We start from the raw sequence: 22,799 nt of genomic DNA, 5'->3' as shown, positions 1-22,799 counted from the left end.
CTGGAATGTCACATTCGTGACACAACTATCCGCCTGCCATCGGCGAACATCCAGAACCATCTCGTCGCTGGCCCGAATTATGCCCTTACTGGAGCACTAACTACATGACACTCGTAACGCCCGCCAAGGCGCCCAAGCAGGTCGCGATCAATGACATCGGATCCGCAGAAGACTTCCTTGCAGCGGTCGAAAAGACGCTGAAGTTTTTCAACGATGGCGACCTCATCGAAGGTACCGTCGTAAAGATCGACCGTGACGAGGTTCTCCTCGACGTCGGTTACAAGACCGAGGGTGTAATCCCCTCCCGCGAACTCTCCATCAAGCACGATGTAGACCCGAGCGAGGTCGTCCAGGTGGGCGACACCGTCGAGGCTCTTGTCCTCCAGAAGGAAGACAAAGAAGGCCGTCTCATCCTGTCGAAGAAGCGCGCTCAGTACGAGCGTGCGTGGGGCGACGTCGAGAAGATCAAGGACGAGGACGGAATCGTCACCGGTTCGGTCATCGAGGTCGTCAAGGGTGGCCTCATCGTCGACATCGGTCTTCGTGGCTTCCTTCCCGCCTCGCTCATCGAGCTTCGTCGCGTTCGCGACCTGACGCCGTACCTCGGCCAGGAGATCGAAGCGAAGATCCTCGAGCTCGACAAGAACCGCAACAACGTCGTGCTTTCCCGCCGCGCGCTCCTCGAGCAGACGCAGAGCGAGAGCCGCACCACGTTCCTCGCGAACCTCGCCAAGGGCCAGGTCCGCAAGGGTGTCGTCTCCTCGATCGTCAACTTCGGTGCATTTGTCGACCTGGGCGGCGTAGACGGTCTCGTCCACGTTTCCGAGCTGTCGTGGAAGCACATCGAGCACGCCTCCGAGGTCGTCGAGGTTGGCCAGGAAGTCACCGTCGAGATCCTCGAGGTCGACCTCGAGCGCGAGCGCGTGTCGCTGTCGCTCAAGGCCACCCAGGAAGACCCGTGGCAGGTATTCGCCCGCACCCACGCAATCGGACAGGTTGCACCGGGTAAGGTCACGAAGCTCGTTCCCTTCGGCGCGTTCGTTCGCGTCGCAGAGGGCATCGAGGGCCTCGTCCACATCTCCGAGCTCTCGGGCAAGCACGTCGAGCTCGCCGAGCAGGTTGTCTCGGTCGGCGACGAGGTGTTCGTCAAGGTCATCGACATCGACCTCGAGCGTCGCCGCATCTCCCTCTCGCTGAAGCAGGCGAACGAGGGCGTCGACCCCGAGGGCACCGAGTTCGACCCCGCACTCTACGGAATGCTCACCGAGTACGACGAAGCCGGAAACTACAAGTACCCGGACGGATTCGACCCGGAGACCCAGGAGTGGAAGGAAGGCTTCGAGACCCAGCGCGAGAAGTGGGAGCAGGAGTACGCTGCAGCCCAGGCTCGATGGGAGTCGCACAAGAAGCAGGTTGCAGCCGCAGCCATCGAAGAGGCCAACCCCTCCTCGGGCGACGTGCCCTCCGGCGCATCGACCTTCTCGAGCGACTCGGCCTCGGCCGGAACGCTCGCCGACGACGAGTCGCTCGCGGCTCTTCGCGAGAAGCTCAGCAACAACTCCTAGTCACTAGGAATCACCGAATGGCCGTCACCCTTGCGGGTGGCGGCCATTCGTCGTCTGCGCAGCACCACGAACAGCACGACCAGCCCGGCGATCGCCACCACGACGAGAACCGGCACGAGGATCGCGAACACCGACAGGAAGACGCTGCTCACGTCTTCGGCGACACTCAGCAGCGGCGCGGCGAGCCCGAGGGTCGCCGCGTTCGCGGCGGGGCGCACGGCGGTCTTCGCGCCGTGCACGAGCAGGGCGATCACAACACCGGTGACGATCGGCACCCACTGGTTCGACGAGAAGAAAGCGGCCGGGTCGGTGACCGCCGCGGTCTCGCTCGCGGAGCCGCTGCCGAACACGATGCCGCCGGAGGTCGGCCGCACGACGGTCTGGATCACGTCGTTGACCGAGTCGACGGCGGGGATCTTGTCGGCGAAGAACTCGATCACGAGCAGCACGGCGAGAATGCCCAGCACCCACTCGTTCTCGAGCCAGGCCCAGCCCGCCGGTAGCTCGATGAAGTCGACGAGGCGGGCGCCGAGGCCGAGCAGCAGCATCGGGATGTAGGCATTGAGCCCGGCCGCGAATGCGAGTCCGGTTCCCGTCAGGATCTCCAGCACGACACTTCCTCTCGTTGCGCCGAGGCTAGCATTGCTGGAATGTACCTGATCGGTCTCACCGGAGGAATCGCATCCGGCAAATCTGTCGTCGCCAAACGTCTCGCAGAGCGCGGAGCGGTGGTGGTGGATGCCGACCTCCTCGCGCGCGAGGTCGTCGAGCCGGGCACACCCGGTCTCGCCGCCATCGCAGACCGCTTCGGCCCGGGGGTCATCTCTCCCGACGGCGGCCTCGACCGTCCCGCGCTCGGCGCGATCGTGTTCAGCGACCCGGAGGCGCGCCTCGCCCTCAACGCCATCACCCATCCGGCGGTCTGGCGTCGCGCGCGCGAGCTCTTCGACGAGGCGGAGCGCCACGACCCCGACGCAGTCGTCGTCTACGACGTGCCGCTCCTCGCCGAGGCGGCCGCCGACCGGCCGATCACCTTCGACCTCGTCGTGGTCGTGAGTGCCAGCGCGGAGACGCGCCTGAAACGGCTCGTCGAGCTGCGCGGCATGAGCGAGGCGGAGGCACGCAACCGCATCGGCTCCCAGGCGACCGACGCCGAGCGTCTGGCGATCGCCGACGTGGTCATCGACAGCGACGGTTCGCTCGTTGAGACCCTCGCGCAGGCCGACGCGCTCTATGCCAAAATCGGCGCCTTGTAGCACGGCGGCGCACCGACCAGCGCGTGTCGGAGGCCGAGCCTAAGCTGGAGGAATGGAACCCACGCGCGCAGTCCGCCCCTTCGAGGTCGTGAGCGAATACGTCCCCAGTGGAGACCAGCCGACGGCAATTGCCGAACTGGCCGGCCGCGTCAACGCCGGCGAGACCGACGTCGTGCTGCTCGGCGCCACCGGTACCGGCAAGTCGGCCACGACGGCCTGGCTCATCGAGCAGGTGCAGCGTCCCACACTCGTGCTGGCGCACAACAAGACACTGGCGGCCCAGCTCGCCAACGAGTTCCGCGAACTCATGCCCAACAACGCGGTCGAATACTTCGTGTCGTACTACGACTACTACCAGCCAGAGGCCTACGTGCCGCAGACCGACACCTTCATCGAGAAGGACTCCTCGATCAACGCCGAGGTCGAGCGCCTGCGCCACTCCACGACCAACTCGCTGCTCAGCCGTCGCGACGTCGTTGTGGTCTCCACCGTCTCCTGCATCTACGGTCTAGGCACCCCCGAGGGCTACATGGAGGCCATGGTCGCCCTGCAGGTCGGAATGCAGATTCCCCGCGAGACCCTGATCCGCAAGTTCGTCTCCATGCAGTACCAGCGCAACGACGTCGACTTCTCGCGCGGCAACTTCCGCGTGCGCGGCGACACCATCGAGATCATCCCGATGTACGAAGAACTCGCGATCCGCATCGAGATGTTCGGCGACGAAATCGAGGCGCTCTATTCCCTGCACCCGCTCACCGGCGACATCGTCAAGAAGCTCGACGCCGTCTCCGTGTTCCCCGGATCGCACTACGTCGCCGGAACCGATGTCATGCACCGTGCCATCGGCACCATCAAGCACGAGCTCGAAGAGCGGCTCAAAGAGCTCGAGAAGCAGGGCAAGCTGCTCGAGGCGCAGCGCCTGCGCATGCGCACGACGTTCGACCTCGAGATGATGGAGCAGATCGGGTTCTGCAACGGCATCGAGAACTACTCGGCGCACATCGACGGCCGGTCGCCCGGCGAGGCGCCGCACTGCCTCATCGACTACTTCCCCGACGACTTCCTCGTCGTGATCGACGAGTCGCACGTCACCGTGCCGCAGATCGGCGCCATGTACGAGGGCGACGCGAGCCGCAAGCGCACCCTCGTCGAGCACGGCTTCCGCCTGCCGAGCGCACTCGACAACCGACCGCTCAAGTGGCCGGAGTTCCTCGACCGCGTCGGCCAGCGCGTCTACCTCTCGGCGACGCCCGGCAAGTACGAGCTCGGCATCACCGACTCGGTGGTCGAACAGATCATCCGCCCGACGGGCCTGCTCGACCCGCAGATCGTCGTGAAGCCCACCAAGGGCCAGATCGACGACCTGCTCGAGCAGATCAATCTGCGCGTCGACCGCAACGAACGCGTGCTGGTCACCACCCTCACCAAGAAGATGTCCGAGGAGCTCACCGAGTTCCTGGGGGAGTCCGGTGTGCGCGTCCGCTACCTGCATTCCGACGTCGACACGCTGCGGCGCGTCGAGCTGCTCACCGAACTGCGCCAGGGCGTCTACGACGTGCTCGTCGGCATCAACCTGCTGCGCGAGGGACTCGACCTTCCCGAGGTCTCGCTCGTCGCGATCCTCGACGCCGACAAGGAGGGCTTCCTGCGCTCCTCCACGTCGCTCATCCAGACCATCGGCCGCGCGGCCCGCAACGTCTCTGGCGAGGTGCACATGTACGCCGACGTGCTCACCGATTCGATGAAGCGGGCAATCGACGAGACCGACCGCCGCCGCGAGAAGCAGATCGCCTACAACCTCGAGAAGGGTGTCGACCCGCAACCGCTGCGCAAGAAGATCGCCGATATCACCGACGCGCTCGAGCGGGAGAACGCCGACACGGCCGCGCTGCTCGCCGGCCGCGGCGACGGCCGCAAGAAGTCACCGACGCCCAACCTGCGCCAGCACGGCAAGGCCGCGGCGGGAGCGAACGAGCTCGAGGGCATCATCCGCGACCTCAACGACCAGATGCTGCTCGCCGCGGGCGAACTCAAGTTCGAACTCGCCGGCCGCCTGCGCGACGAGGTCGCCGACCTGAAGAAAGAGCTACGACAGATGGAAGCCGCCGGTCACCTGCGTTAGCGATGGCGACCGGCCGCTCAGACGGCGTGCGCAGACGAACCTGAGTACGCACTGAGCGAACCGGTCCACCCAATGTCGGTGGCATCCATACAATTGTTAGAGTGTCGATTTCTCCTGTAACTGGTGTGCCCACGCTCAACGTGCGCGGAGCCAGGGTCCACAATCTCAAGAACGTCGACCTGGAGATCCCGCGCGACTCCCTTGTCGTTTTCACCGGCCTGTCGGGGTCGGGCAAGTCGAGCCTCGCGTTCGACACGATCTTCGCCGAAGGCCAGCGTCGCTACGTCGAGTCGCTCTCGGCGTACGCCCGTCAGTTCCTCGGCCAGGTCGACCGTCCCGACGTCGACTTCATCGAGGGCCTGAGCCCCGCGGTCTCGATCGACCAGAAATCGACGAACCGCAACCCGCGGTCGACGGTGGGCACGATCACCGAGATCTACGACTACATGCGCCTGCTCTGGGCCCGCATCGGCGTGCCGCACTGCCCGGTCTGCGGCGAGAAGATCCAGCGCCAGACCGTGCAGCAGATCGCTGACCAGCTCATGGAGCTCGAGACCGGCACGCGCTACCAGGTGCTCAGCCCCATCGTCTCGCAGAAGAAGGGCGAGTTCGTCGACACCTTCCGCGAGCTCGCGGCCGCCGGTTACTCCCGCGCCGTGGTCGACGGTGAGGTCATCCAGCTCAGCGACCCGCCCACCCTGAAGAAGCAGGTGAAGCACGACATCTCCGTCGTGGTCGACCGGCTCGTGGCATCCGACGATGCGCTCACCAGGCTCACCGACTCCCTCGAGACGGCCCTGCGACTGACCGACGGCCTCGTCGCCATCAATCTCGTCGACGAGAAGGGTGCGGATGCGACGCGCACGTTCAGCGAGAAGCTCTCCTGCCCGAACAACCACCCGCTGCAGCTCACCGAGATCGAGCCCCGCACCTTCTCGTTCAACGCCCCGTTCGGCGCCTGCCCCGAGTGCTCGGGGCTGGGCACGCGCATGTCGGTCGATGCCGACCTGCTCATCGCGGACCCCACGGTGAGCCTCGCCGACGGAGTCATCCTGCCCTGGGCCCAGTCGGGTAAGGGCCTGTTCAACTACTTCGAGAAGCTGCTGCTCGGTCTGTCGCAGGATATGAAGTTCTCGCTCAAGACCCCGTGGGGCGAGCTGTCCCCCGAGGTGCAAGACGCCATCCTCAAGGGCAACAACTTCGAGGTCACGGTGAAGTGGAAGAACCGCTTCGGCCGCGAGATGAAGTACTCCACCGGTTTCGAGGGCGTGATGCCCTACATCGAGCGTAAGTTCCTCGAGGCGGAGACCGACGTGCAGCGCCAGCGGTTCGCGAACTACCTGCGTGAGATCCCCTGCCCCGTCTGCAACGGCAAGCGCCTCAAGCCCGAGGTGCTCGCGGTCACGGTCGACGGCCAGAACATCTCCGACGTCTGCGAGCTCAGCCTCGCCGACTCCTACGCGTTTATGAACACCGTCGTGCTCAGTGAGCGCGACGCGAAGATCGCCGCGCAGGTGCTGCGCGAGATCCGGGTGCGCCTCGAGTTCCTCATCGAGGTCGGGCTCAACTACCTCAACCTGTCCCGCGCCGCCGCCACCCTGTCCGGTGGGGAGGCGCAGCGCATCCGTCTGGCCACCCAGATCGGTTCCGGGCTCACGGGCGTGCTCTACGTGCTCGACGAGCCCTCCATCGGCCTGCACCAGCGCGACAACCGCCGTCTCATCGAGACCCTCGTGAAGCTCAAGAACCTCGGCAACACGCTCATCGTCGTCGAGCACGACGAAGACACCATCCGCACAGCCGACTGGGTCGTCGACATCGGACCGGGCGCGGGCGAGCACGGCGGCGTCGTGGTGCACTCGGGCAGCTACGAGCAGCTGCTCGAGAACACCGAGTCGGTCACCGGCGACTACCTCGCCGGCCGTCGGTCGATCGCGACGCCGAAGAAGCGCCGCAAGGTCGACAAGAAGCGCCAGGTGCGGGTCGAGGGCGCGAAGGCCAACAACCTGCGCAACGTCACCGTCGACTTCCCGCTTGGCGTGTTCACCGCCGTCACCGGTGTGAGCGGTTCGGGCAAATCGAGCCTCGTCAATGACATCCTCTACAAGGTGATGGCCAACGAGCTCAACGGCGCCCGCCAGATCCCCGGCAAGCACACCCGCGTCACCGGCCTCGAACACCTCGACAAGGTCGTGCACGTCGACCAGAACCCGATCGGGCGCACCCCGCGGTCGAACCCCGCCACCTACACGGGCGTGTTCGACAAGATCCGCAACCTGTTCGCCGAGACGCAGGACGCGAAGGCCCGGGGCTACCTGCCCGGCCGCTTCAGCTTCAACGTCAAGGGCGGCCGCTGTGAGAACTGCTCGGGCGACGGCACGATCAAGATCGAGATGAACTTCCTCCCCGACGTCTACGTCGCGTGCGAGGTGTGCCACGGCGCCCGGTACAACCGCGAGACCCTCGCGGTCCGCTACAAGGGCAAGAACATCGCCGAGGTCCTCGACATGCCGATCAGCGAGGCCGCCGACTTCTTCGAGGCCATCGGCGCCATCCACCGGTTCCTGAAGACGCTCGTCGAGGTCGGCCTCGGCTACGTGCGTCTCGGCCAGAGCGCGACGACCCTGTCGGGCGGTGAGGCGCAGCGCGTCAAGCTCGCGACCGAGCTGCAGAAGCGCTCCAACGGCCGCAGCATCTACGTTCTCGACGAGCCGACCACCGGTCTGCACTTCGAGGACGTGCGCAAGCTGCTCCTCGTGTTGAACAGCCTGGTCGACAAGGGCAACACCGTGCTCGTCATCGAGCACAACCTCGACGTCATCAAGAGCGCCGACTGGATCATCGACATCGGACCGGAGGGCGGAGCGGGCGGCGGCCAGGTGCTCTCCACCGGAACGCCCGAGCAGCTCTCGAAGATCGAGGGCAGCCACACCGGGTTCTTCCTCAAGGAGATGCTGGAGGGCGTGCGCGCCTAGGCGCGCCAGTACATCCATGAGCCCAGTGCATCCATGAGAATGAGGCCATGAGCGACACCGTCACGTGGCGACCGAAGGCGGGGGAGATCCCGACCGCGCCCGGCGTCTACCGCTTCCGCGACGCCGGCGGGCGGGTGCTCTACGTCGGCAAGGCGAACAGCCTGCGCGCGCGGTTGGCGAACTACTTCCAACCGCTGCGCAGCCTGCACGAGCGCACCAGGCGCATGGTGCTGTCCGCGGCGAGCGTCGAGTGGACCGTGGTGGGCAGCGAGTTCGAGGCCCTGCAGCTCGAGTACACCTGGATCAAAGAGTTCGACCCGCCGTTCAACGTCAAGTTCCGCGACGACAAGAGCTACCCGTACCTCGCGATCACACTCGGCGAGACGGTGCCACGGGTGCTCGTCACCCGCAACAAGAACCTCAAGGGTGCCCGCTATTTCGGCCCGTACACCAAGGTGTGGGCCATCCGCGAAACCGTCGACCTGATGCTCAAGGCGTTCCCGATGCGCAGCTGCTCCGACGCCACCTACAAGCGAGCCGAGCAGACCGGCCGGCCCTGCCTGCTCGGTGACATCGGCAAGTGCGCGGCGCCGTGCGTCGGGCGGGTCAGCAAAGAAGACCACAAGTCGATCGCTCTCGACTTCGCGTCGTTTATGGGCGGCAACGACACCCGCTACACCGCCGAGGTGTCGAAGAAAATGATGGCCGCGTCGCAGGAGATGGACTACGAGTCGGCCGCGCGCTACCGCGACCAGCTCTCCGCGCTCGAGAACGCGCTGTCGAAGAGCAGCGTCGTGCTGAACGACGAGGTCGACGCCGACATCTTCGGAATCGCGCACGACGAACTCGCCGCCGCGGTGCAGCAGTTCATCGTGCGCGGCGGCCGCATCCGCGGTGTGCGCGGCTGGGTCGTCGACAAGGAGCTCGATCTCGAACTGCCCGAGCTCGTCGACACGGTGCTGCAGAACGCCTACGGCGACCAGGAGCCGCCGCGGGAAATCCTCGTGCCCGCCCTGCCCGAAGACGCCACCGAGCTCGAGCGGTTCCTCACCGACCTGCGTGACGCCCCCGGCAAGGTCGCACTGCGTGTCGCCCAGCGCGGTGACAAGGCTGCCCTCGCGCTCACGGTCTCGACCAACGCGCGTAACGCGCTCATGCTCTACAAGACGCGGCGCAGCGGCGACTTCGTGGCGCGGTCCCAGGCCCTCGCCGACATCCAGGAGGCCCTCGGCATGTCCGACGCCCCCCTGCGCATGGAGTGCTACGACGTCTCCCACCTCAGCGGCACGAACATCGTCGCGTCGATGGTGGTCTTCGAAGACGGCCTGCCGCGCAAAGACCAGTACCGCCGATTCTCGATCGCCGAGTCGACAGACGACACCGAGTCGATCTACCAGACGCTCATGCGTCGACTGGCCCACCTCGACGACGAGCCGGACGCGGGGGAGGCTGCCGAGGCCGCGATCGCCCTGTCGACGGATGCGACCGTCGTCGTCGGCGGCGACGATGTAGCCGTCGAGCGCAAGCGGTTCGCGTACCGGCCGAACCTGCTGATCGTCGACGGCGGCCAGCCCCAGGTCGCCGCGGCCCAGCGCGCACTCGACGACTCCGGGGTCACGGGCATCCAGCTCTGCGGCATCGCCAAACGGCTGGAAGAGATCTGGCTGCCCGACTCCGACTACCCGGTCATCCTGCCGCGCAACAGCGACGCGCTGTTCCTGTTCCAGCGCATCCGCGACGAGGCGCACCGCTTCGCGATCACCTACCAACGACAGCGCCGCAAGTCCGACATCACCTCGCGCCTCGCCGACATCCCCGGGCTCGGGGCGAAGCGGGTGCGCGACCTGCTCACGCACTTCGGGTCGGTCACGCGACTCAGGGCCGCCACGGTGGAGCAGATCACCGAGGTGAAGGGCATCGGCGCGGCTCTCGCGCAGCAGATCGTCGAGGGGTTACGCAACCCATGACGCCCACGCTCGGTATCCTTAGACCCTCATGAGCACTCACAGAGATCGTCAAGAACTTCTCATCGTCACCGGCATGTCCGGCGCGGGGCGCTCGACGGTCGGCAACGCCCTCGAAGACCTGGGCTGGTATGTCGTCGACAACCTCCCCCCGCAGATGCTCCGCCCGCTCGTCGAGTTGGCACAGCACGCGGGCAATGCGCTCCCGCGTATCGCGGCCGTCGTCGACGTGCGCGGCGGAAAGCTCTTCGCCGACGTGCAGGAGGCCGTCGCGACCATGCGCGAGAACGCCGACGTGAAGGTGCTCTTCCTCGAGGCGACCGACGCGGTGCTGGTGCGCCGCTTCGAGCAGGTCCGCCGCCCACACCCGCTGCAGGAAGACGGAACCCTGCTCGACGGCATCAGCGCCGAACGACAGCTCATGATGGAGCTGCGCTCGGGCAGCGACCTCATCGTCGACACCTCCGAACTCAACATCCACCAGCTCGCGACCACCATCCAGGAGAGGTTCGCCCAGGCCGAGACGCCAGGAGCGCAGGTGACCATCCTGAGTTTCGGCTTCAAATACGGGCTACCCGCCGACGCCGACCTCGTGGCCGATGCGCGTTTCCTTCCCAACCCGTTCTGGATCCCCGAACTGCGCCCGCACACCGGGCTCGACGAGGAAGTCAGGGAGTACGTACTCGGCCAGGAAGGCGCCAGGGAGTTCGTCGACGCCTACGCGACCGCCCTGTCGCCCGTGCTCGCCGGCTACCAACGCGAAAACAAGAGACACGCTACGATCGCTGTTGGATGTACTGGGGGCAAACACCGATCGGTGGCCGTCGCTGAAGAACTGGCGACGTTGTTACGCTCCCTTCCCGGCGTCGCCGTCAGCGTGAAGCACCGCGACCTCGGCCGCGAGTAGCGCACGGCGCGCTCCCTCCCAGATTTTCCGACGACACCCAAGAAAAGAGACCTTTCAGTGGCATTAACGGCCGACGTCAAAGAAGAACTTGCGCGGCTAGAGGTCAGCAAGACCACGGTTCGGGCAGCCGAGCTCGCCACGATCTTGCGGTTCTCCGGCGGGCTCCACATGATCTCGAACCGCATCGCGGTCGAGTCGGAACTCGACTCCGCCCAGGTCGCCCGCCGCGTGCGCAAAGACCTCGCCGAGCTCTACGGAGTGCGCAGCGAGGCCGCCGTCATCCAGGCCTCGGGAACACGCCGAACCAACCAGTACGTCGTGCGCGTTGTCGACGGGGGAGAGACCCTCGCGAGGCAGACCGGCCTCCTCGACGCGCGCCGTCGCCCCATCCGCGGCCTGCCGAACAAGCTCACCACCGGCTCGCGCGACGAGATCGCCGCCGTCTGGCGCGGCGCGTTCCTCGCCGCCGGATCGCTCACCGACCCCGGCCGATCGGCGGCCCTCGAGGTCACCTGCCCGGGCAACGAGGCCGCCATGGCCCTGGTCGGCGCCGCCGGCCGCCTCGGCATTGCCGCCAAGAGCCGCGAGGTGCGCGGCGTGCACCGCGTCGTCATCCGCGACGGCGAGGCCATCAGCAGCATGCTCGTACACATGGGGGCGACTGCCAGCGTCGAGGCGTGGGAGCAGATGCGCCAGCGCCGCGAGGTGCGCGCGACGGCCAACCGCCTGGTCAACTTCGACGACGCCAACCTGCGCCGTTCCGCGCAGGCAGCAGTCGCAGCGTGCGCGCGAGTGGAGCGCGCCCTCGAGATCCTCGACGACACCACGCCGAAGCACCTGCGCTACGCGGGCGAGCTGCGTCTCCGCTTCCGCGACTCGAGCCTCGACGAGCTCGGCCACCACGCCGACCCGCCCATGACGAAGGACGCGGTAGCGGGGCGCATCCGGCGTCTGCTCGCCATGGCAGACAAGCGTGCGAGCGATCTCGACATCCCCGGCACCGACGCCAACCTGCCTCCTGACATCGACGACGTCTGAGCCTCTCGGCCATTAGACCAATCCTCCGTTTGACGGAAGCATCTCAGGGTCTGAGCGGTTGTCGTGAGTAGACTGGAAACGTCACCCCGGCCCGAGCTAACTCAGGTGCGGGGCCTATTTTGCTAGGAGAAAATCGATGGCTGACTACACCCTTCCCGAACTTCCGTACGACTATTCGGCGCTCGAGCCGAGCATCAGCGGCGCCATTATGGAGCTGCACCACAGCAAGCATCACCAGGCCTATGTGACCGGTGCGAACACCGCCCTCGCCCAGCTGGCAGAGGCTCGCGACTCCGACAACCTCGCCTACGTGAACAAGCTCGAGAAAGACCTGGCGTTCAACCTCGGCGGCCACGTCAACCACTCGATCTTCTGGACCAACATGTCGCCCAACGGTGGCGACAAGCCCACCGGCGAGCTGGCCGCGGCCATCGACGACCACTTCGGTTCGTTCGACAAGTTCCAGGCGCACTTCACCGCGACCGCGATGGGTGTTCAGGGCTCCGGCTGGTCCGTCCTCGCGTGGGACTCCATCGGGCAGCGCCTGATCATCGTGCAGTTCTTCGACCAGCAGGGCAACCTCCCCGCCGGCATCGTCCCGCTGCTGATGCTCGACGTCTGGGAGCACGCCTACTACCTCGACTACAAGAACGTGCGCGCCGACTACGTCAAGGCGTTCTGGGCCATCACCAACTGGGAGAACGTCCAGCAGCGTTTCGACGTCGCTCGCGTGAAGACGGAAGGCCTGCTGCTACTCTCGTAGCGGCGTAGTGGCCGGGGTCACAAGCCCCGGCCTTTCTCCACAAAATCCACCATCTGTGCGCCGAGAGGCGCCCGAAAACCTGGAGTTTCATTGAGCGTCAAAATCGGTATCAACGGGTTCGGCCGCATCGGCCGCAACTTCCTTCGCGCAGCGCTCGCCAAGGGAAGTGAGCTCGAGATAGTCGCCGTCAACGACCTCGACAACCCCGCCGCACTCGCGCACCTGCTCAAGTACGACACCGCCGGCGGCCGTCTCGACGCCACCGTGACCGTGGACGGCGACACCATTTACGTCGACGGCAAGCCCATCAAGGTGCTCGCCGAGCGCGACCCGGCCCTGCTGCCGTGGGGCGAACTGGGCGTCGAGGTCGTCATCGAGTCGACCGGCCGCTTCACGAAGTCCGCAGATGCACGCAAGCACATCGAAGCCGGTGCCAAGAAGGTCGTCGTCTCCGCTCCCGCGACCGGCGACGACGTCGCGACCCTCGTGCTCGGCGTCAACGAAGAGACCTACGACGCGGCGATCCACGACATCATCTCGAACGCGTCCTGCACGACGAACTGCCTCGCGCCGCTCGCGAAGGTCTTCATGGACAACTTCGGCATCGAGCGTGGTCTGATGACCACCGTGCACGCCTACACCGCAGACCAGAACCTGCAGGACGGCCCGCACAGCGACCTCCGCCGCGCACGTGCCGCAGCGCAGAACATCATCCCGACATCGACCGGTGCCGCCAAGGCCCTCGGCCTCGTCATCCCCGAGCTCGTCGGCAAGCTCGACGGCTACGCGCTCCGCGTTCCCGTCATCACCGGCTCGATCACCGACCTGACGGTCGAGGCTTCGCGCCCCGTCACCGTCGCCGAGGTCAACGCGGCGTACAAGGCTGCGGCCGAGGGTCCCCTCAAGGGCATCCTCAGCTACACCGAGGACCCGATCGTGTCGAGCGACATCCAGGGCGACCCGCACTCCTCGATCTTCGACGCCGGCCTCACCAAGGTCATCGGCAACCAGGTCAAGGTCGCTTCGTGGTACGACAACGAGTGGGGCTACTCCAACCGTCTCGTCGACATCACGAAGTACGTCGCAGACCGCCTCTAGAGATAACTGGATACACCGACCGTGTCGCTTCGCACCATCGACAGCCTCGGAGACCTGAGCGGCAAGAGCGTGCTCGTCCGCTGTGATCTGAATGTCCCGTTGAAAGACGGAGAGATCACAGACGACGGCCGCATCCGCGCCTCTCTTCCGACGCTCAACGCCCTCGTCAACTCCGGCGCCCGCGTCGTCGTCGTCTCCCATCTCGGGCGGCCCGACGGCGCGCCGGACGCCAAGTACAGCCTCGCTCCCGTCGCCCAGCGACTGAGCGAACTGCTGGGCAAAGGCGTTGCCTTCGCGAGCGACACGGTCGGTTCCTCCGCCGACGAGACGGTTTCCGCTCTCGCCAACGGTGACATCGCCCTTCTCGAGAACCTGCGGTTCAACGCGGGGGAGACGAGCAAGGATGCCGCGGAGCGTGGCGACTTCGCCGCGAAGCTCGCGGCGTTCGCCGACGCTTTCGTCTCGGACGGCTTCGGCGTCGTGCACCGCAAGCAGGCCAGCGTCTACGAGGTGGCCGAACTGCTGCCGAGTGCTGCCGGCCTCCTCATCCAGGCGGAGCTCGAGGTTCTCGAGCGGCTCACCCGCACCCCCGAAGCCCCCTACACGGTCGTGCTCGGCGGATCGAAGGTGTCCGACAAGCTCGCCGTAATCGGCGCCCTGCTCCCCAAGGTCAATACGCTGCTGATCGGCGGCGGCATGCTCTTCACCTTCCTCGCCGCCCAGGGCCACAAGGTCGGCGCGAGCCTGCTCGAGACCGACCAGATCGACAACGTGAAGGGCTACCTCGACGAGGCTGCCCGACTCGGCGTCGAGATCGTGCTGCCCACCGACATCGTGGTGGCGTCGAAGTTCGGTGCCGACGCCGAATTCGTCACCACGCCGGCCGACGCCATCGAAGACACCGAGTTCGGTGCATCCGGTCTCGGCCTCGACATCGGTCCCGACTCCGGTGCACGCTTCGCCGAGGTCATCTCGGCCTCGAAGACCGTGTTCTGGAACGGCCCCATGGGCGTCTTCGAACTCGCCCCGTTCGCGGCCGGCACCAAGGCCGTCGCCGCGGCTCTCACCACGATCAACGGTCTCGGCGTAGTGGGCGGCGGCGACTCCGCCGCTGCCGTGCGCGCCCTCGGCTTCACCGACGACCAGTTCGGTCACATTTCTACCGGTGGCGGCGCATCCCTCGAGTTCCTCGAGGGCAAGCGCCTGCCCGGCCTGGAGGTCCTCGGATGGCAGTAGTAGCAGGCACGACGCACAAGCGCGTGCCCCTCATCGCCGGCAACTGGAAGATGAACCTCGACCACCTGCAGTCGATCGCGTTCGTGCAGAAGCTCGCGTGGACGTTGAAAGACGCTCGCCACGACTTCGGCACGGCCGAGGTCGCGGTGTTCCCGCCGTTCACCGACCTGCGTTCGGTGCAGACCCTCATCTCCGCCGACAAGCTCGACCTCGCGCTCGGCGCGCAAGACCTGTCCGCCCACGATTCGGGCGCATACACCGGCGAGATCTCGGGCGCGTTCCTCGCCGCCCTCGACTGCCAGTACGTGATCATCGGGCATTCCGAGCGTCGCACCCTGCACAACGAGACCGACGAGGTCGTCGCCGCGAAGGTCGAGGCGGCCCTGCGTCACAACCTCGTCCCCGTCATCTGCGTCGGTGAAACGGCCGAAGACCTCGAAAAGCACGGCGCGAGCGCCGTTCCCGTGGCCCAGTTGCGTGCCGCCCTCGCCGGAGTCACCGGAGCCGTCGACATCGTCGTCGCGTACGAGCCGGTCTGGGCCATCGGCTCCGGCCAGGCCGCGACGCCCGACCAGGCCGAGCAGGTCGCCGCGAAACTGCGCGAGACCCTCGTCGAGCTGCTCGGCGAAGACGTCGCCGCGGTCACCCGTGTTCTCTACGGCGGTTCGGTCAAAGCCGCGAACATCGCCTCGTTCATGCGCGAATCGAACGTCGACGGCGCTCTCGTCGGCGGCGCCAGCCTCGACCTCGACGAATTTGCGAGCATCTCGCGTTTCCACAAGCACGTGGGCACCTGAGACCGGCTATTTCAAGAGCCACTTTTGCTGCGCGGAAGCGTAGATATACTACTTGAGGCCTCTCGGCCGCTTTGAAAGGTTACCCGTGGACATTCTCCAAGTTGCGTTGCAAGTAATTCTCGGCATTACGAGCCTCTTGTTGACGCTTCTCATCCTCCTGCACCGTGGTCGCGGAGGTGGACTCTCCGACATGTTCGGCGGCGGAGTCACCTCGAACCTCGGCGCTTCGGGTGTGGCCGAGCGCAACCTAAACCGCATCACCGTGATTTTGGCCGTCGTCTGGATCACGTCCATCGTCGTGCTTGGTCTCATTACCAAGTTCGACGGTTCGTAGAACCTAAACAAAAGAGGGGCACCGTGGCTTCAGGAGGCAGTGCGATCCGCGGATCGCGTGTGGGCGCAGGACCGATGGGCGAGCAAGACCGGGGATATCACGCCGAGCGCGTGCAGGTCTCCTACTGGGACGAACTCGGCAACGAGACCGTCCGTCACTTCGCAGCGAATCTTCCCGAAGACGAGATCCCTCTCACGATCGACTCCCCGCAGAGCGGTCTGCCCGCCGGTCGGGACAAGGACAACCCGCCGTCGGTCGCGAAGCTCGAGCCGTACAAGACGCACCTCGCCTACGTGAAGGAGCGCCGCACCGAGGAAGAGGCAGAATCCCTCCTCGGCGACGCGCTCTCCCAGCTGCGGGCCCGCCGCGGAAGCGCCCCCTCGAACTAGCCGCACCGCACGACTGGCCGTCACCCTCGGGTGGCGGCCATCCGTCGTTAACCCGGCCCGGGGCATCCGCTCTGTGCACCCGCCACACCTGTGCTCCTGACACACCCGTGCACCTGCCAAATGAAGGAGATCCGGGGTCTCAGCCACACGTTTACGCGGATCGCGGGGCCCCCACGTCGAAATCTCCTTCATTTGGCAGAAGGCAGGCGCGAAAAAAGGCCGGCCCGGATGATCCGGGGCCGGCCTCTTGTCGTCGGTGGTGTCAGTCGGTCGCGTCCGCTGCCGTCCAGAAGATCTCCGTGGCGGTGAGGTTCTCCGGAACCTCCGCCGTGGCTTCCTTGTCGACGTAGTACAGCGTGCTGCGGCGTCCCTCGACGCCGGCGGCCGGCACCTCGTTGATGCTCGCACCCGCGAGGCTGAGCCCGAGGGCGGAAGCCTTGTCGGCTCCGGCCAGGACCATCCAGATGCGGGTGGACGAGTTGATCGCCGGAAGGGTGAGCGAGAGGCGCTCGGGCGGCGGTTTAGGCGCGTTGCGCACGGCGATCACCGTGGCGTCGTTCTCGCGGATGCCGGCCTGCTCGGGGAAGAGCGAGGCGACGTGCCCGTCGGGACCGACGCCCAGGAAGGTGATGTCGAACCGGGGGAGCGTGGCACCCTCGGCGGCGTGGGCAGCGAGTTCCAGCGCATAGACCTCCGCGGCAGCCTCAAGCTCGATGCCCTCGCCCGAGGCGGGGAACGCGTGGATGTTGCCGGCGTCGATCGCGATGTGATCGAGGAGCGCTTCACGCGCCTGGGTCTCGTTGCGTTCGGCGTCGCCGCGGGGGAGCCACCGCTCGTCGCCCCACCAGAAGTGCACGCCCGACCAGTCGATCGTGTCACGGGCCGGCGACTCGTTGATGGCGCGAAGAACCGCGCTTCCCATGGTGCCACCGGTGAGGACGACGGTTGCTACGCCGAATTCGTCGATCAGGTCGACCATCTTCGTCATGAACCTCGCGGCAACGGATGCTGCGAGGGCTGCTTTATCTGGGTGCACGAGCACCCGCCGTCCTACTGTCACGCGGTGGCCACTCCGGTTTCCTCGTCGATCTTCACTGCAGTGATCGTACCCGTGTGCAGGTGCGGTGTGACCTTGCCGAGCTGGCCGAGTCCGCTTTGGATGACATCTCCGAAGAGATCGTCCGGGTCGAGCCTGCGCAGTTCCTCGGAGAGGCAGTCGCGGAGGCTGCGGCGCGGCAGCGAGATGTCGTGCGTCGGCTGGTTCGGCTGGATCAGCGTGGCGACGTTCACGAGCGTGCGCTCGAGTTCGATCTTTCCGCTGGCGCGCTCGAGGACGACGCCCTGGATTCCGCTGGACCCGTGCGACTTGTTGGTCACCTCGAGGTTGACGTCGACCTCGAGCTGCAACTGCAGCCAGGCGGCGAGCAGCACCGTCGAGGGCGAGTCGGCCGCACCGTGCACCGTGACGCCGGTCACGGGCTCGTACGGAGGCTGGTCGAGAACGGCGGCGAGCTGGGCGCGCCACAGGGTGAGGCGGGTCCAGGCGAAGTCGGTGTCACCGGGCGCGTACGTCTGTGCGACGTGCACGAGCGCCTGCGCCGGGTTCGAGCTCGAGGCCGCGTCGGTGATGCGGCGCTGGGCGATGACGCCGAGCGGTGACTTGGAGGCGTTCGCCGGCGCCATGCCGGGCCACCACGCCACGACGGGCGCGTCGGGGAGCAGGAGCCCGGTGACGAGCCCCTCCTGGTCGCTCGCGGCGTCGCCGTAGGCGCGCACCACGATGACCTCGCTCGCTCCGGCGTCGCCGCCGACGCGGATCTGGGCGTCGATACGCGAGTCCGACGCGTCATCCGCACCCTGACTCGTCGAGATCACGATGACGCGCATCGGGTGCTCGCGCGACGCATCGTTCGCGGCCTCGATGGCCTCTTCTTCTTCGCCGAGCGTCGTCGAGATGACGAGCGTCAGAACGCGGCCGAGGGCGACAGCGCCGCCCTCTTCGCGGATCTTGACGAGCGTCTTCGAGATCTTGCTGGTCGTTGTGTCGGGAAGGTCGACAATCATGGTCGTCTCCATACTCTGCCGTCGCGGGCTAGAAGGTCGTCTGCGGACTGTGGTCCCCAGGTGCCCGGTCGGTATTGTTCAGGCTGTCCCTGCGTCTCCCAGAACTCCTCGATCGGGTCGAGGATCTTCCAGCTGAGCTCCACCTCTTCGTGACGGGGGAACAGGGGCGGGTCGCCGAGCAGCACGTCGAGGATGAGGCGCTCGTAGGCCTCGGGGCTCGCCTCGGTGAAGGCGTGGCCGTAACCGAAGTCCATGGTCACGTCGCGCACCTGCATGGTGGCGCCGGGAACCTTGGAGCCGAAGCGGATGGTGACACCCTCGTCGGGCTGCACGCGGATCACGATGGCGTTCTGGCCGAGCGTGCCGGTCTGGCTCTCCGCGAACAGGTTCTGCGGGGCGCGCTTGAAGACCACGGCGATCTCGGTGACGCGGCGGCCGAGGCGCTTGCCTGCGCGCAGGTAGAAGGGCACACCCGCCCAGCGGCGCGTGCCGATGTCGAGGCGGATCGCCGCGAACGTCTCGGTGAGCGACTCGGGGTTCATGCCGTCTTCGTCGAGGAAGCCGACGACCTTTTCGCCGCCCTGCCACCCGCCGGAGTACTGGCCGCGGGCCGTCGAGTTGCTGAGATCGGCGGGGAGCTTGACCGCCGCGAGGACCTTCTCCTTCTCGGCGCGCAGGTCTGCGGCGTTGAACGAGATGGGCTCCTCCATCGCCGTGAGGGCGAGGAGTTGCAGGAGGTGGTTCTGGATGACGTCGCGCGCAGCGCCGATGCCGTCGTAGTAGCCGGCGCGGCCGCCCACTCCGATGTCCTCGGCCATCGTGATCTGCACGTGGTCGATGTAGTTGGCGTTCCAGATCGGCTCGTACATCTCGTTGGCGAAGCGCAGCGCGAGAATGTTCTGCACCGTCTCCTTGCCGAGGTAGTGGTCGATGCGGAACACGCTGTCGGGCGGGAAGACGCTCTCGACGACCGCATTGAGTTCGCGGGCCGTCTTCAGGTCGCTGCCGAACGGCTTCTCGATGACGACGCGGCGCCAGTGGCCGTCCTGCTGCTCGGCCAGTCCGGAGTTGCGAAGCTGCTCGGTGACCTGCGGGAACGACTTCGGCGGGATCGACAGGTAGAACGCGTGGTTGCCCATCGTTCCGCGGTCGCGGTCGAGTTCCTCGATCGTCTCCTTGAGGCGGTCGAAGGCTTCCGCGTCGTCGAACTCGCCCTGGACGAAGCGGATGCCGAGCGCGAGCTGGCGCCAGACGTCCTCATCGAAGGGAGTACGCGCGTACTGCTTGACGGCCTCGTAGACCTCTTTTTCGAAGTCCTGGTCTTCCCAGTCGCGGCGCGCGAACCCGACCAGCGCGAAGCCGGGGGGAAGCAGACCGCGGTTGGCGAGGTCGTAGACGGCCGGCATCAGCTTCTTGCGGGACAGGTCGCCTGTCACGCCGAAAATGATGAGTGCGCTCGGACCGGCGATGCGGTTCAGGCGGCGGTCGGAAGGAATCCGCAGGGGATTGAATTCCGGTGTGATATCCACGGGGGACATGCAGCTCCTTGGTGCTGTTACTTAGTTTTCGACTAGCTCAGCGCTGCGATGAGCGCGGGAAGCTGCGTCGCAGCGTCGGTGAGCGTGATGGTGAGCACGGGACGGCCGTGGTTTGCGAGCACGCTCGCGTCGCCGGCTGCCTGGGCCTGGATGAGCTGTCCGAAGGTAAACGGACGCTCGGGGATCTCGAGGTCGACGGTGGCGACCTCGGTGATCTGGATGAAGACGCCGACGGCGGGGCCACCCTTGTGGAACTGGCCGGTCGAGTGCAGGAACCGGGGTCCCCAACCGAAGGTGACGGGGCGCTCGGCGCGGGCCGCGACGAGGTTGCGCGTCGCTTCGAGCGCCGGGTACTTCACGCGGTCCAGGTAGGCCTGGATCGAGACGTAGCCGTCGTCGCCGAGGGATCGGAGCACGGATGACACGGCGCCGGCCAGATCGGAGACACCGGCCACGACGGACTCGGTGCCGCGCACCTCGATGCCCCCGTCGACGAATGCGGGAGCGACCGGCTCGGGGCGTGCGTCGAGCAGCCCGCGGGTGGCGACCTTCGCCGACTCCACATCGGGCTGGTCGAACGGGTTGATGCCGAGAAGGCGTCCCGCCACGACGACGGCGTACTCCCAGGTGAGAAGGAGAGCGCCGAGGGTCCCGGTGATCTCGATGTCGCCCTCGTTGAGGTGCTCGGTGGCCTTGTAGTCACCGACGAGGCGGAGGATCTGCAGGTCGGCGAGGTCCTGGCCGAGCTCGGGAGCGTCGGTGGGAAGCACGACGGGAAGGATGCCCTTGCCGATCTTGCCGGTCGACTCCGCGACGAGCTGTTCGATCCAGTCGCCGAGGCCCACGATGTGCGTGCCGTCGGAGACGATGCCGAGCTTGTCCTTCAGGGGACGCGCGCCGGCGATGGCCGCGCCGAGGACGAGCCCCGGGTTGGACTCCTCGTCGATAGCGAGCGAGTACGACATGGCGTCGGCCTCGTCGAGCAGCTGCTGGATGTCGACACCGGCGAGACCGGACGGCACGAGGCCGAACGCGGTGAGCGCCGAGTAGCGCCCGCCGACGGTCGGATCGGCGTTGAAGACGCGGTAACCGTCGGCGCGGGCCGAGACGTCGAGCGGCGAGCCCGGGTCGGTCACGACCACGATGCGGTCGATCGGGTCGATGCCCGCGTCGCGGAAGGCCTTCTCGTACACGCGCTTCTGGCTGTCGGTCTCGGTGGTTCCGCCGGACTTCGACGAGATGATCACCGCGGTGGTCGCGAGACGGTCGGCGAGCGATGCCCGGACCTGGCTCGGATCGGTCGCATCCAGAACCGTGAGCGCTACACCCGCGGTCTTCGTGATGACCTCGGGAGCGAGCGACGATCCGCCCATGCCGCCGAGCACGAAGTGGGTGATACCCGCCGCGCGGAACTTGTCCCGCAGCGCCAGGATGTCGGGCACCAGGGGAGTGGATACCGTGACCGACTCGGTCCAACCGAGGCGCTTTCCCGCCTCCTCCTCGGCGTCGGTGCCCCACAGCGTCGAATCGAGGCCCGTAATGCGGCTCGCAACGAGGTCGTTGACGAGCTGCGGAACGATGCGGTTGACGGCCTCTTTGGCCGCTCCGCTCACCGCGATCTTTACACTCACTTGGCGGCTTCGAGCGCTGCCGTGACGGTGTCGAGGAGTTCGTTCCAGCTGACGATGAACTTCTCGACGCCCTCCTTCTCGAGCAGCGCGGTCACCTCTTCGTAGGAGATGCCCTGCGCGGCGATCTGGTCGAGAACCGCGTTGGCGGCGGCGTACGAACCGGTGATCGAGTCGCCGGCGATGACACCGTGGTCGAAGGTGGCCTCGAGGGTCTTCTCCGGCATCGTGTTGACGACCTCGTGCGCGACGAGCTCGACGACGTAGGTGGTGTCGAGGACGGCGGGGTCCTTGACACCGGTCGACGCCCAGAGGGGACGCTGCTTGTTCGCACCGGCGGCGAGCAGCACCTGGGCGCGCTCGGTCGTGAATGCGGACTCGAAGACCTCGTAGGCGAGCTGGGCGTTGGCGACGCCCGCCTTGCCCTTGAGGGCCTTGGCCTCGTCGGTTCCGATGGCGTCGAGACGCTTGTCGATCTCGGTGTCGACGCGCGAGACGAAGAAGGATGCGACCGAGTGCAGCGTGGAGAGGTCGATGCCCGCGGCCTTGGCCTTCTCGAGACCGGACAGGTAGGCGTTGATGACCTCGCGGTAGCGCTCGAGGCTGAAGATCAGCGTGACGTTGACGCTGATGCCGGCGCCGATGGTCTCGGTGATGGCCTCGAGGCCCTCGACGGTCGCGGGGATCTTGATGAGCGCGTTGGGACGGTCGACCTTGGCCCAGAGCTGCTTGGCCTGGGCGATGGTCGCGGCGGCGTCGTGTGCGAAGCCCGGCTCGACCTCGATCGACACGCGGCCGTCGAAGCCGTTCGTGCTGTCGAAGATCGGGCGGAACACGTCGCTGGCTGCTGCCACGTCGTCGGTGGTGATCTCGAAGACAGCGTCGGTGACGTTGGTGCCGGCCTTGGCCAGAACGGCGACCTGCTCGTCGTACGCCTCGCCCTTGGCGAGAGCGCTGGCGAAGATGGTCGGGTTGGTGGTGACGCCGACGACGTTGCGCTCGGCCATGAGCTTCTCGAGTCCGCCCGAGTTGATGCGCTCACGGGAGAGGTCGTCGAGCCAGATGCTGACGCCGGCGGCCGAAAGGTCGGCGGTGGGGGTGGTGTTCGTCATGATTTCGTCTCTT

19 protein-coding genes are annotated in these 22,799 nt (G+C 66.5%); 13 read left to right on the top strand and 6 right to left on the bottom strand.

Features of this window, described 5'->3' with window-relative positions; all coding sequences use genetic code 11:
- The first annotated feature begins 104 nt into the window (after positions 1-104).
- Entirely contained in the window at positions 105-1,565 is a 1,461-nt protein-coding gene (gene rpsA / locus IEV96_RS04125; RefSeq protein ID WP_188509417.1) for a 30S ribosomal protein S1, read from the top strand.
- Here the strand turns inward: rpsA and IEV96_RS04120 are convergent.
- Positions 1,562-2,176, bottom strand: coding sequence for a DUF4126 domain-containing protein (locus IEV96_RS04120; protein WP_229733041.1), 615 nt, complete (start codon positions 2,174-2,176; stop codon positions 1,562-1,564). The two genes, rpsA and IEV96_RS04120, sit on opposite strands and share 4 nt — an antisense overlap.
- Positions 2,177-2,215: 39 nt before the next feature.
- Between IEV96_RS04120 and coaE the strand changes: the two genes are divergently transcribed.
- The 12 genes from coaE to IEV96_RS04060 all read left to right on the top strand — a co-directional run bounded on the left by coaE (position 2,216) and on the right by IEV96_RS04060 (position 16,444).
- Complete coding sequence (coaE, locus tag IEV96_RS04115; protein WP_188509416.1) at positions 2,216-2,821, top strand: dephospho-CoA kinase; 606 nt, start codon at positions 2,216-2,218, stop codon at positions 2,819-2,821.
- Positions 2,822-2,873: 52 nt separating this feature from the next.
- Positions 2,874-4,943 carry an excinuclease ABC subunit UvrB gene (uvrB, locus tag IEV96_RS04110; RefSeq protein WP_188509415.1) on the top strand — a complete coding sequence of 690 codons (2,070 nt, stop codon included), beginning with the start codon at positions 2,874-2,876 and terminating at the stop codon, positions 4,941-4,943.
- Positions 4,944-5,044: 101 nt separating this feature from the next.
- Positions 5,045-7,918 (top strand): excinuclease ABC subunit UvrA, encoded by a 2,874-nt coding sequence (uvrA, locus tag IEV96_RS04105; RefSeq protein WP_188509414.1) that lies wholly within the window; start codon positions 5,045-5,047, stop codon positions 7,916-7,918.
- Between the two features lie 47 nt (positions 7,919-7,965).
- Positions 7,966-9,885 carry an excinuclease ABC subunit UvrC gene (uvrC, locus tag IEV96_RS04100; RefSeq protein WP_188509413.1) on the top strand — a complete coding sequence of 640 codons (1,920 nt, stop codon included), beginning with the start codon at positions 7,966-7,968 and terminating at the stop codon, positions 9,883-9,885.
- A gap of 28 nt (positions 9,886-9,913) precedes the next feature.
- Entirely contained in the window at positions 9,914-10,789 is an 876-nt protein-coding gene (gene rapZ / locus IEV96_RS04095) for an RNase adapter RapZ (protein WP_188509412.1), read from the top strand.
- A 57-nt stretch (positions 10,790-10,846) separates the two neighbouring features.
- Complete coding sequence (gene whiA, locus IEV96_RS04090; protein WP_188509411.1) at positions 10,847-11,827, top strand: DNA-binding protein WhiA; 981 nt, start codon at positions 10,847-10,849, stop codon at positions 11,825-11,827.
- Between the two features lie 136 nt (positions 11,828-11,963).
- Positions 11,964-12,590, top strand: a complete 627-nt coding sequence (locus IEV96_RS04085) for a superoxide dismutase (protein WP_188509410.1) — start codon at positions 11,964-11,966, stop codon at positions 12,588-12,590.
- A 90-nt stretch (positions 12,591-12,680) separates the two neighbouring features.
- A complete protein-coding gene (gap, locus tag IEV96_RS04080) occupies positions 12,681-13,688 on the top strand; it encodes a type I glyceraldehyde-3-phosphate dehydrogenase (protein WP_188509409.1) in 1,008 nt (335 codons plus the stop codon).
- A gap of 21 nt (positions 13,689-13,709) precedes the next feature.
- A complete protein-coding gene (locus IEV96_RS04075) occupies positions 13,710-14,924 on the top strand; it encodes a phosphoglycerate kinase (protein WP_188509408.1) in 1,215 nt (404 codons plus the stop codon).
- Positions 14,915-15,721, top strand: coding sequence for a triose-phosphate isomerase (gene tpiA, locus IEV96_RS04070; protein ID WP_188509407.1), 807 nt, complete (start codon positions 14,915-14,917; stop codon positions 15,719-15,721). Before IEV96_RS04075 ends, tpiA begins: the two co-directional genes overlap by 10 nt.
- A gap of 85 nt (positions 15,722-15,806) precedes the next feature.
- Positions 15,807-16,055 (top strand): preprotein translocase subunit SecG, encoded by a 249-nt coding sequence (secG, locus tag IEV96_RS04065; protein WP_188509406.1) that lies wholly within the window; start codon positions 15,807-15,809, stop codon positions 16,053-16,055.
- Positions 16,056-16,078: 23 nt separating this feature from the next.
- Positions 16,079-16,444 (top strand): RNA polymerase-binding protein RbpA, encoded by a 366-nt coding sequence (locus IEV96_RS04060; protein ID WP_188509405.1) that lies wholly within the window; start codon positions 16,079-16,081, stop codon positions 16,442-16,444.
- Between the two features lie 262 nt (positions 16,445-16,706).
- Here IEV96_RS04060 and pgl read toward each other — a convergent pair whose 3' ends face one another.
- Genes pgl through tal form a run of 5 tightly spaced genes read right to left on the bottom strand, consistent with a single transcriptional unit; the run spans position 16,707 to position 22,786 of the window.
- The gene (gene pgl / locus IEV96_RS04055; RefSeq protein ID WP_188509404.1) at positions 16,707-17,504 is read right to left on the bottom strand and encodes a 6-phosphogluconolactonase; all 798 of its coding nucleotides are present in this window, start codon (positions 17,502-17,504) and stop codon (positions 16,707-16,709) included.
- The gene (locus tag IEV96_RS04050; RefSeq protein ID WP_188509403.1) at positions 17,501-18,508 is read right to left on the bottom strand and encodes a glucose-6-phosphate dehydrogenase assembly protein OpcA; all 1,008 of its coding nucleotides are present in this window, start codon (positions 18,506-18,508) and stop codon (positions 17,501-17,503) included. Before IEV96_RS04050 ends, pgl begins: the two co-directional genes overlap by 4 nt.
- Complete coding sequence (gene zwf / locus IEV96_RS04045) at positions 18,505-20,046, bottom strand: glucose-6-phosphate dehydrogenase (protein WP_188509402.1); 1,542 nt, start codon at positions 20,044-20,046, stop codon at positions 18,505-18,507. The genes IEV96_RS04050 and zwf overlap by 4 nt, the downstream gene beginning before the upstream one ends.
- A gap of 32 nt (positions 20,047-20,078) precedes the next feature.
- Positions 20,079-21,677, bottom strand: a complete 1,599-nt coding sequence (locus IEV96_RS04040; protein WP_188509401.1) for a phosphoglucose isomerase-related protein — start codon at positions 21,675-21,677, stop codon at positions 20,079-20,081.
- Positions 21,674-22,786 carry a transaldolase gene (gene tal, locus IEV96_RS04035; RefSeq protein ID WP_188509400.1) on the bottom strand — a complete coding sequence of 371 codons (1,113 nt, stop codon included), beginning with the start codon at positions 22,784-22,786 and terminating at the stop codon, positions 21,674-21,676. The genes IEV96_RS04040 and tal overlap by 4 nt, the downstream gene beginning before the upstream one ends.
- Positions 22,787-22,799 lie beyond the last annotated feature (13 nt).

This window comes from Conyzicola nivalis (assembly GCF_014639655.1).
GTDB lineage: Bacteria > Actinomycetota > Actinomycetes > Actinomycetales > Microbacteriaceae > Conyzicola > Conyzicola nivalis.
The sequence above is the reverse complement of the archived record's forward strand: the minus strand, read 5'-3'. Positions and strand labels throughout refer to the sequence as shown.

Excerpts from the sequence above, each read along its gene's own strand:
- rpsA (WP_188509417.1), top strand. The coding sequence starts at position 105 with ATGACACTCGTAACGCCCGCCAAGGCGCCCAAGCAGGTCGCGATCAAT.
- coaE (WP_188509416.1), top strand. The coding sequence starts at position 2,216 with ATGTACCTGATCGGTCTCACCGGAGGAATCGCATCCGGCAAATCTGTC.
- uvrB (WP_188509415.1), top strand. The coding sequence starts at position 2,874 with ATGGAACCCACGCGCGCAGTCCGCCCCTTCGAGGTCGTGAGCGAATAC.
- uvrC (WP_188509413.1), top strand. The coding sequence starts at position 7,966 with ATGAGCGACACCGTCACGTGGCGACCGAAGGCGGGGGAGATCCCGACC.
- rapZ (WP_188509412.1), top strand. The coding sequence starts at position 9,914 with ATGAGCACTCACAGAGATCGTCAAGAACTTCTCATCGTCACCGGCATG.
- IEV96_RS04085 (WP_188509410.1), top strand. The coding sequence starts at position 11,964 with ATGGCTGACTACACCCTTCCCGAACTTCCGTACGACTATTCGGCGCTC.
- tpiA (WP_188509407.1), top strand. The coding sequence starts at position 14,915 with ATGGCAGTAGTAGCAGGCACGACGCACAAGCGCGTGCCCCTCATCGCC.
- IEV96_RS04050 (WP_188509403.1), bottom strand. The coding sequence starts at position 18,508 with ATGATTGTCGACCTTCCCGACACAACGACCAGCAAGATCTCGAAGACG.
- zwf (WP_188509402.1), bottom strand. The coding sequence starts at position 20,046 with ATGTCCCCCGTGGATATCACACCGGAATTCAATCCCCTGCGGATTCCT.
- tal (WP_188509400.1), bottom strand. The coding sequence starts at position 22,786 with ATGACGAACACCACCCCCACCGCCGACCTTTCGGCCGCCGGCGTCAGC.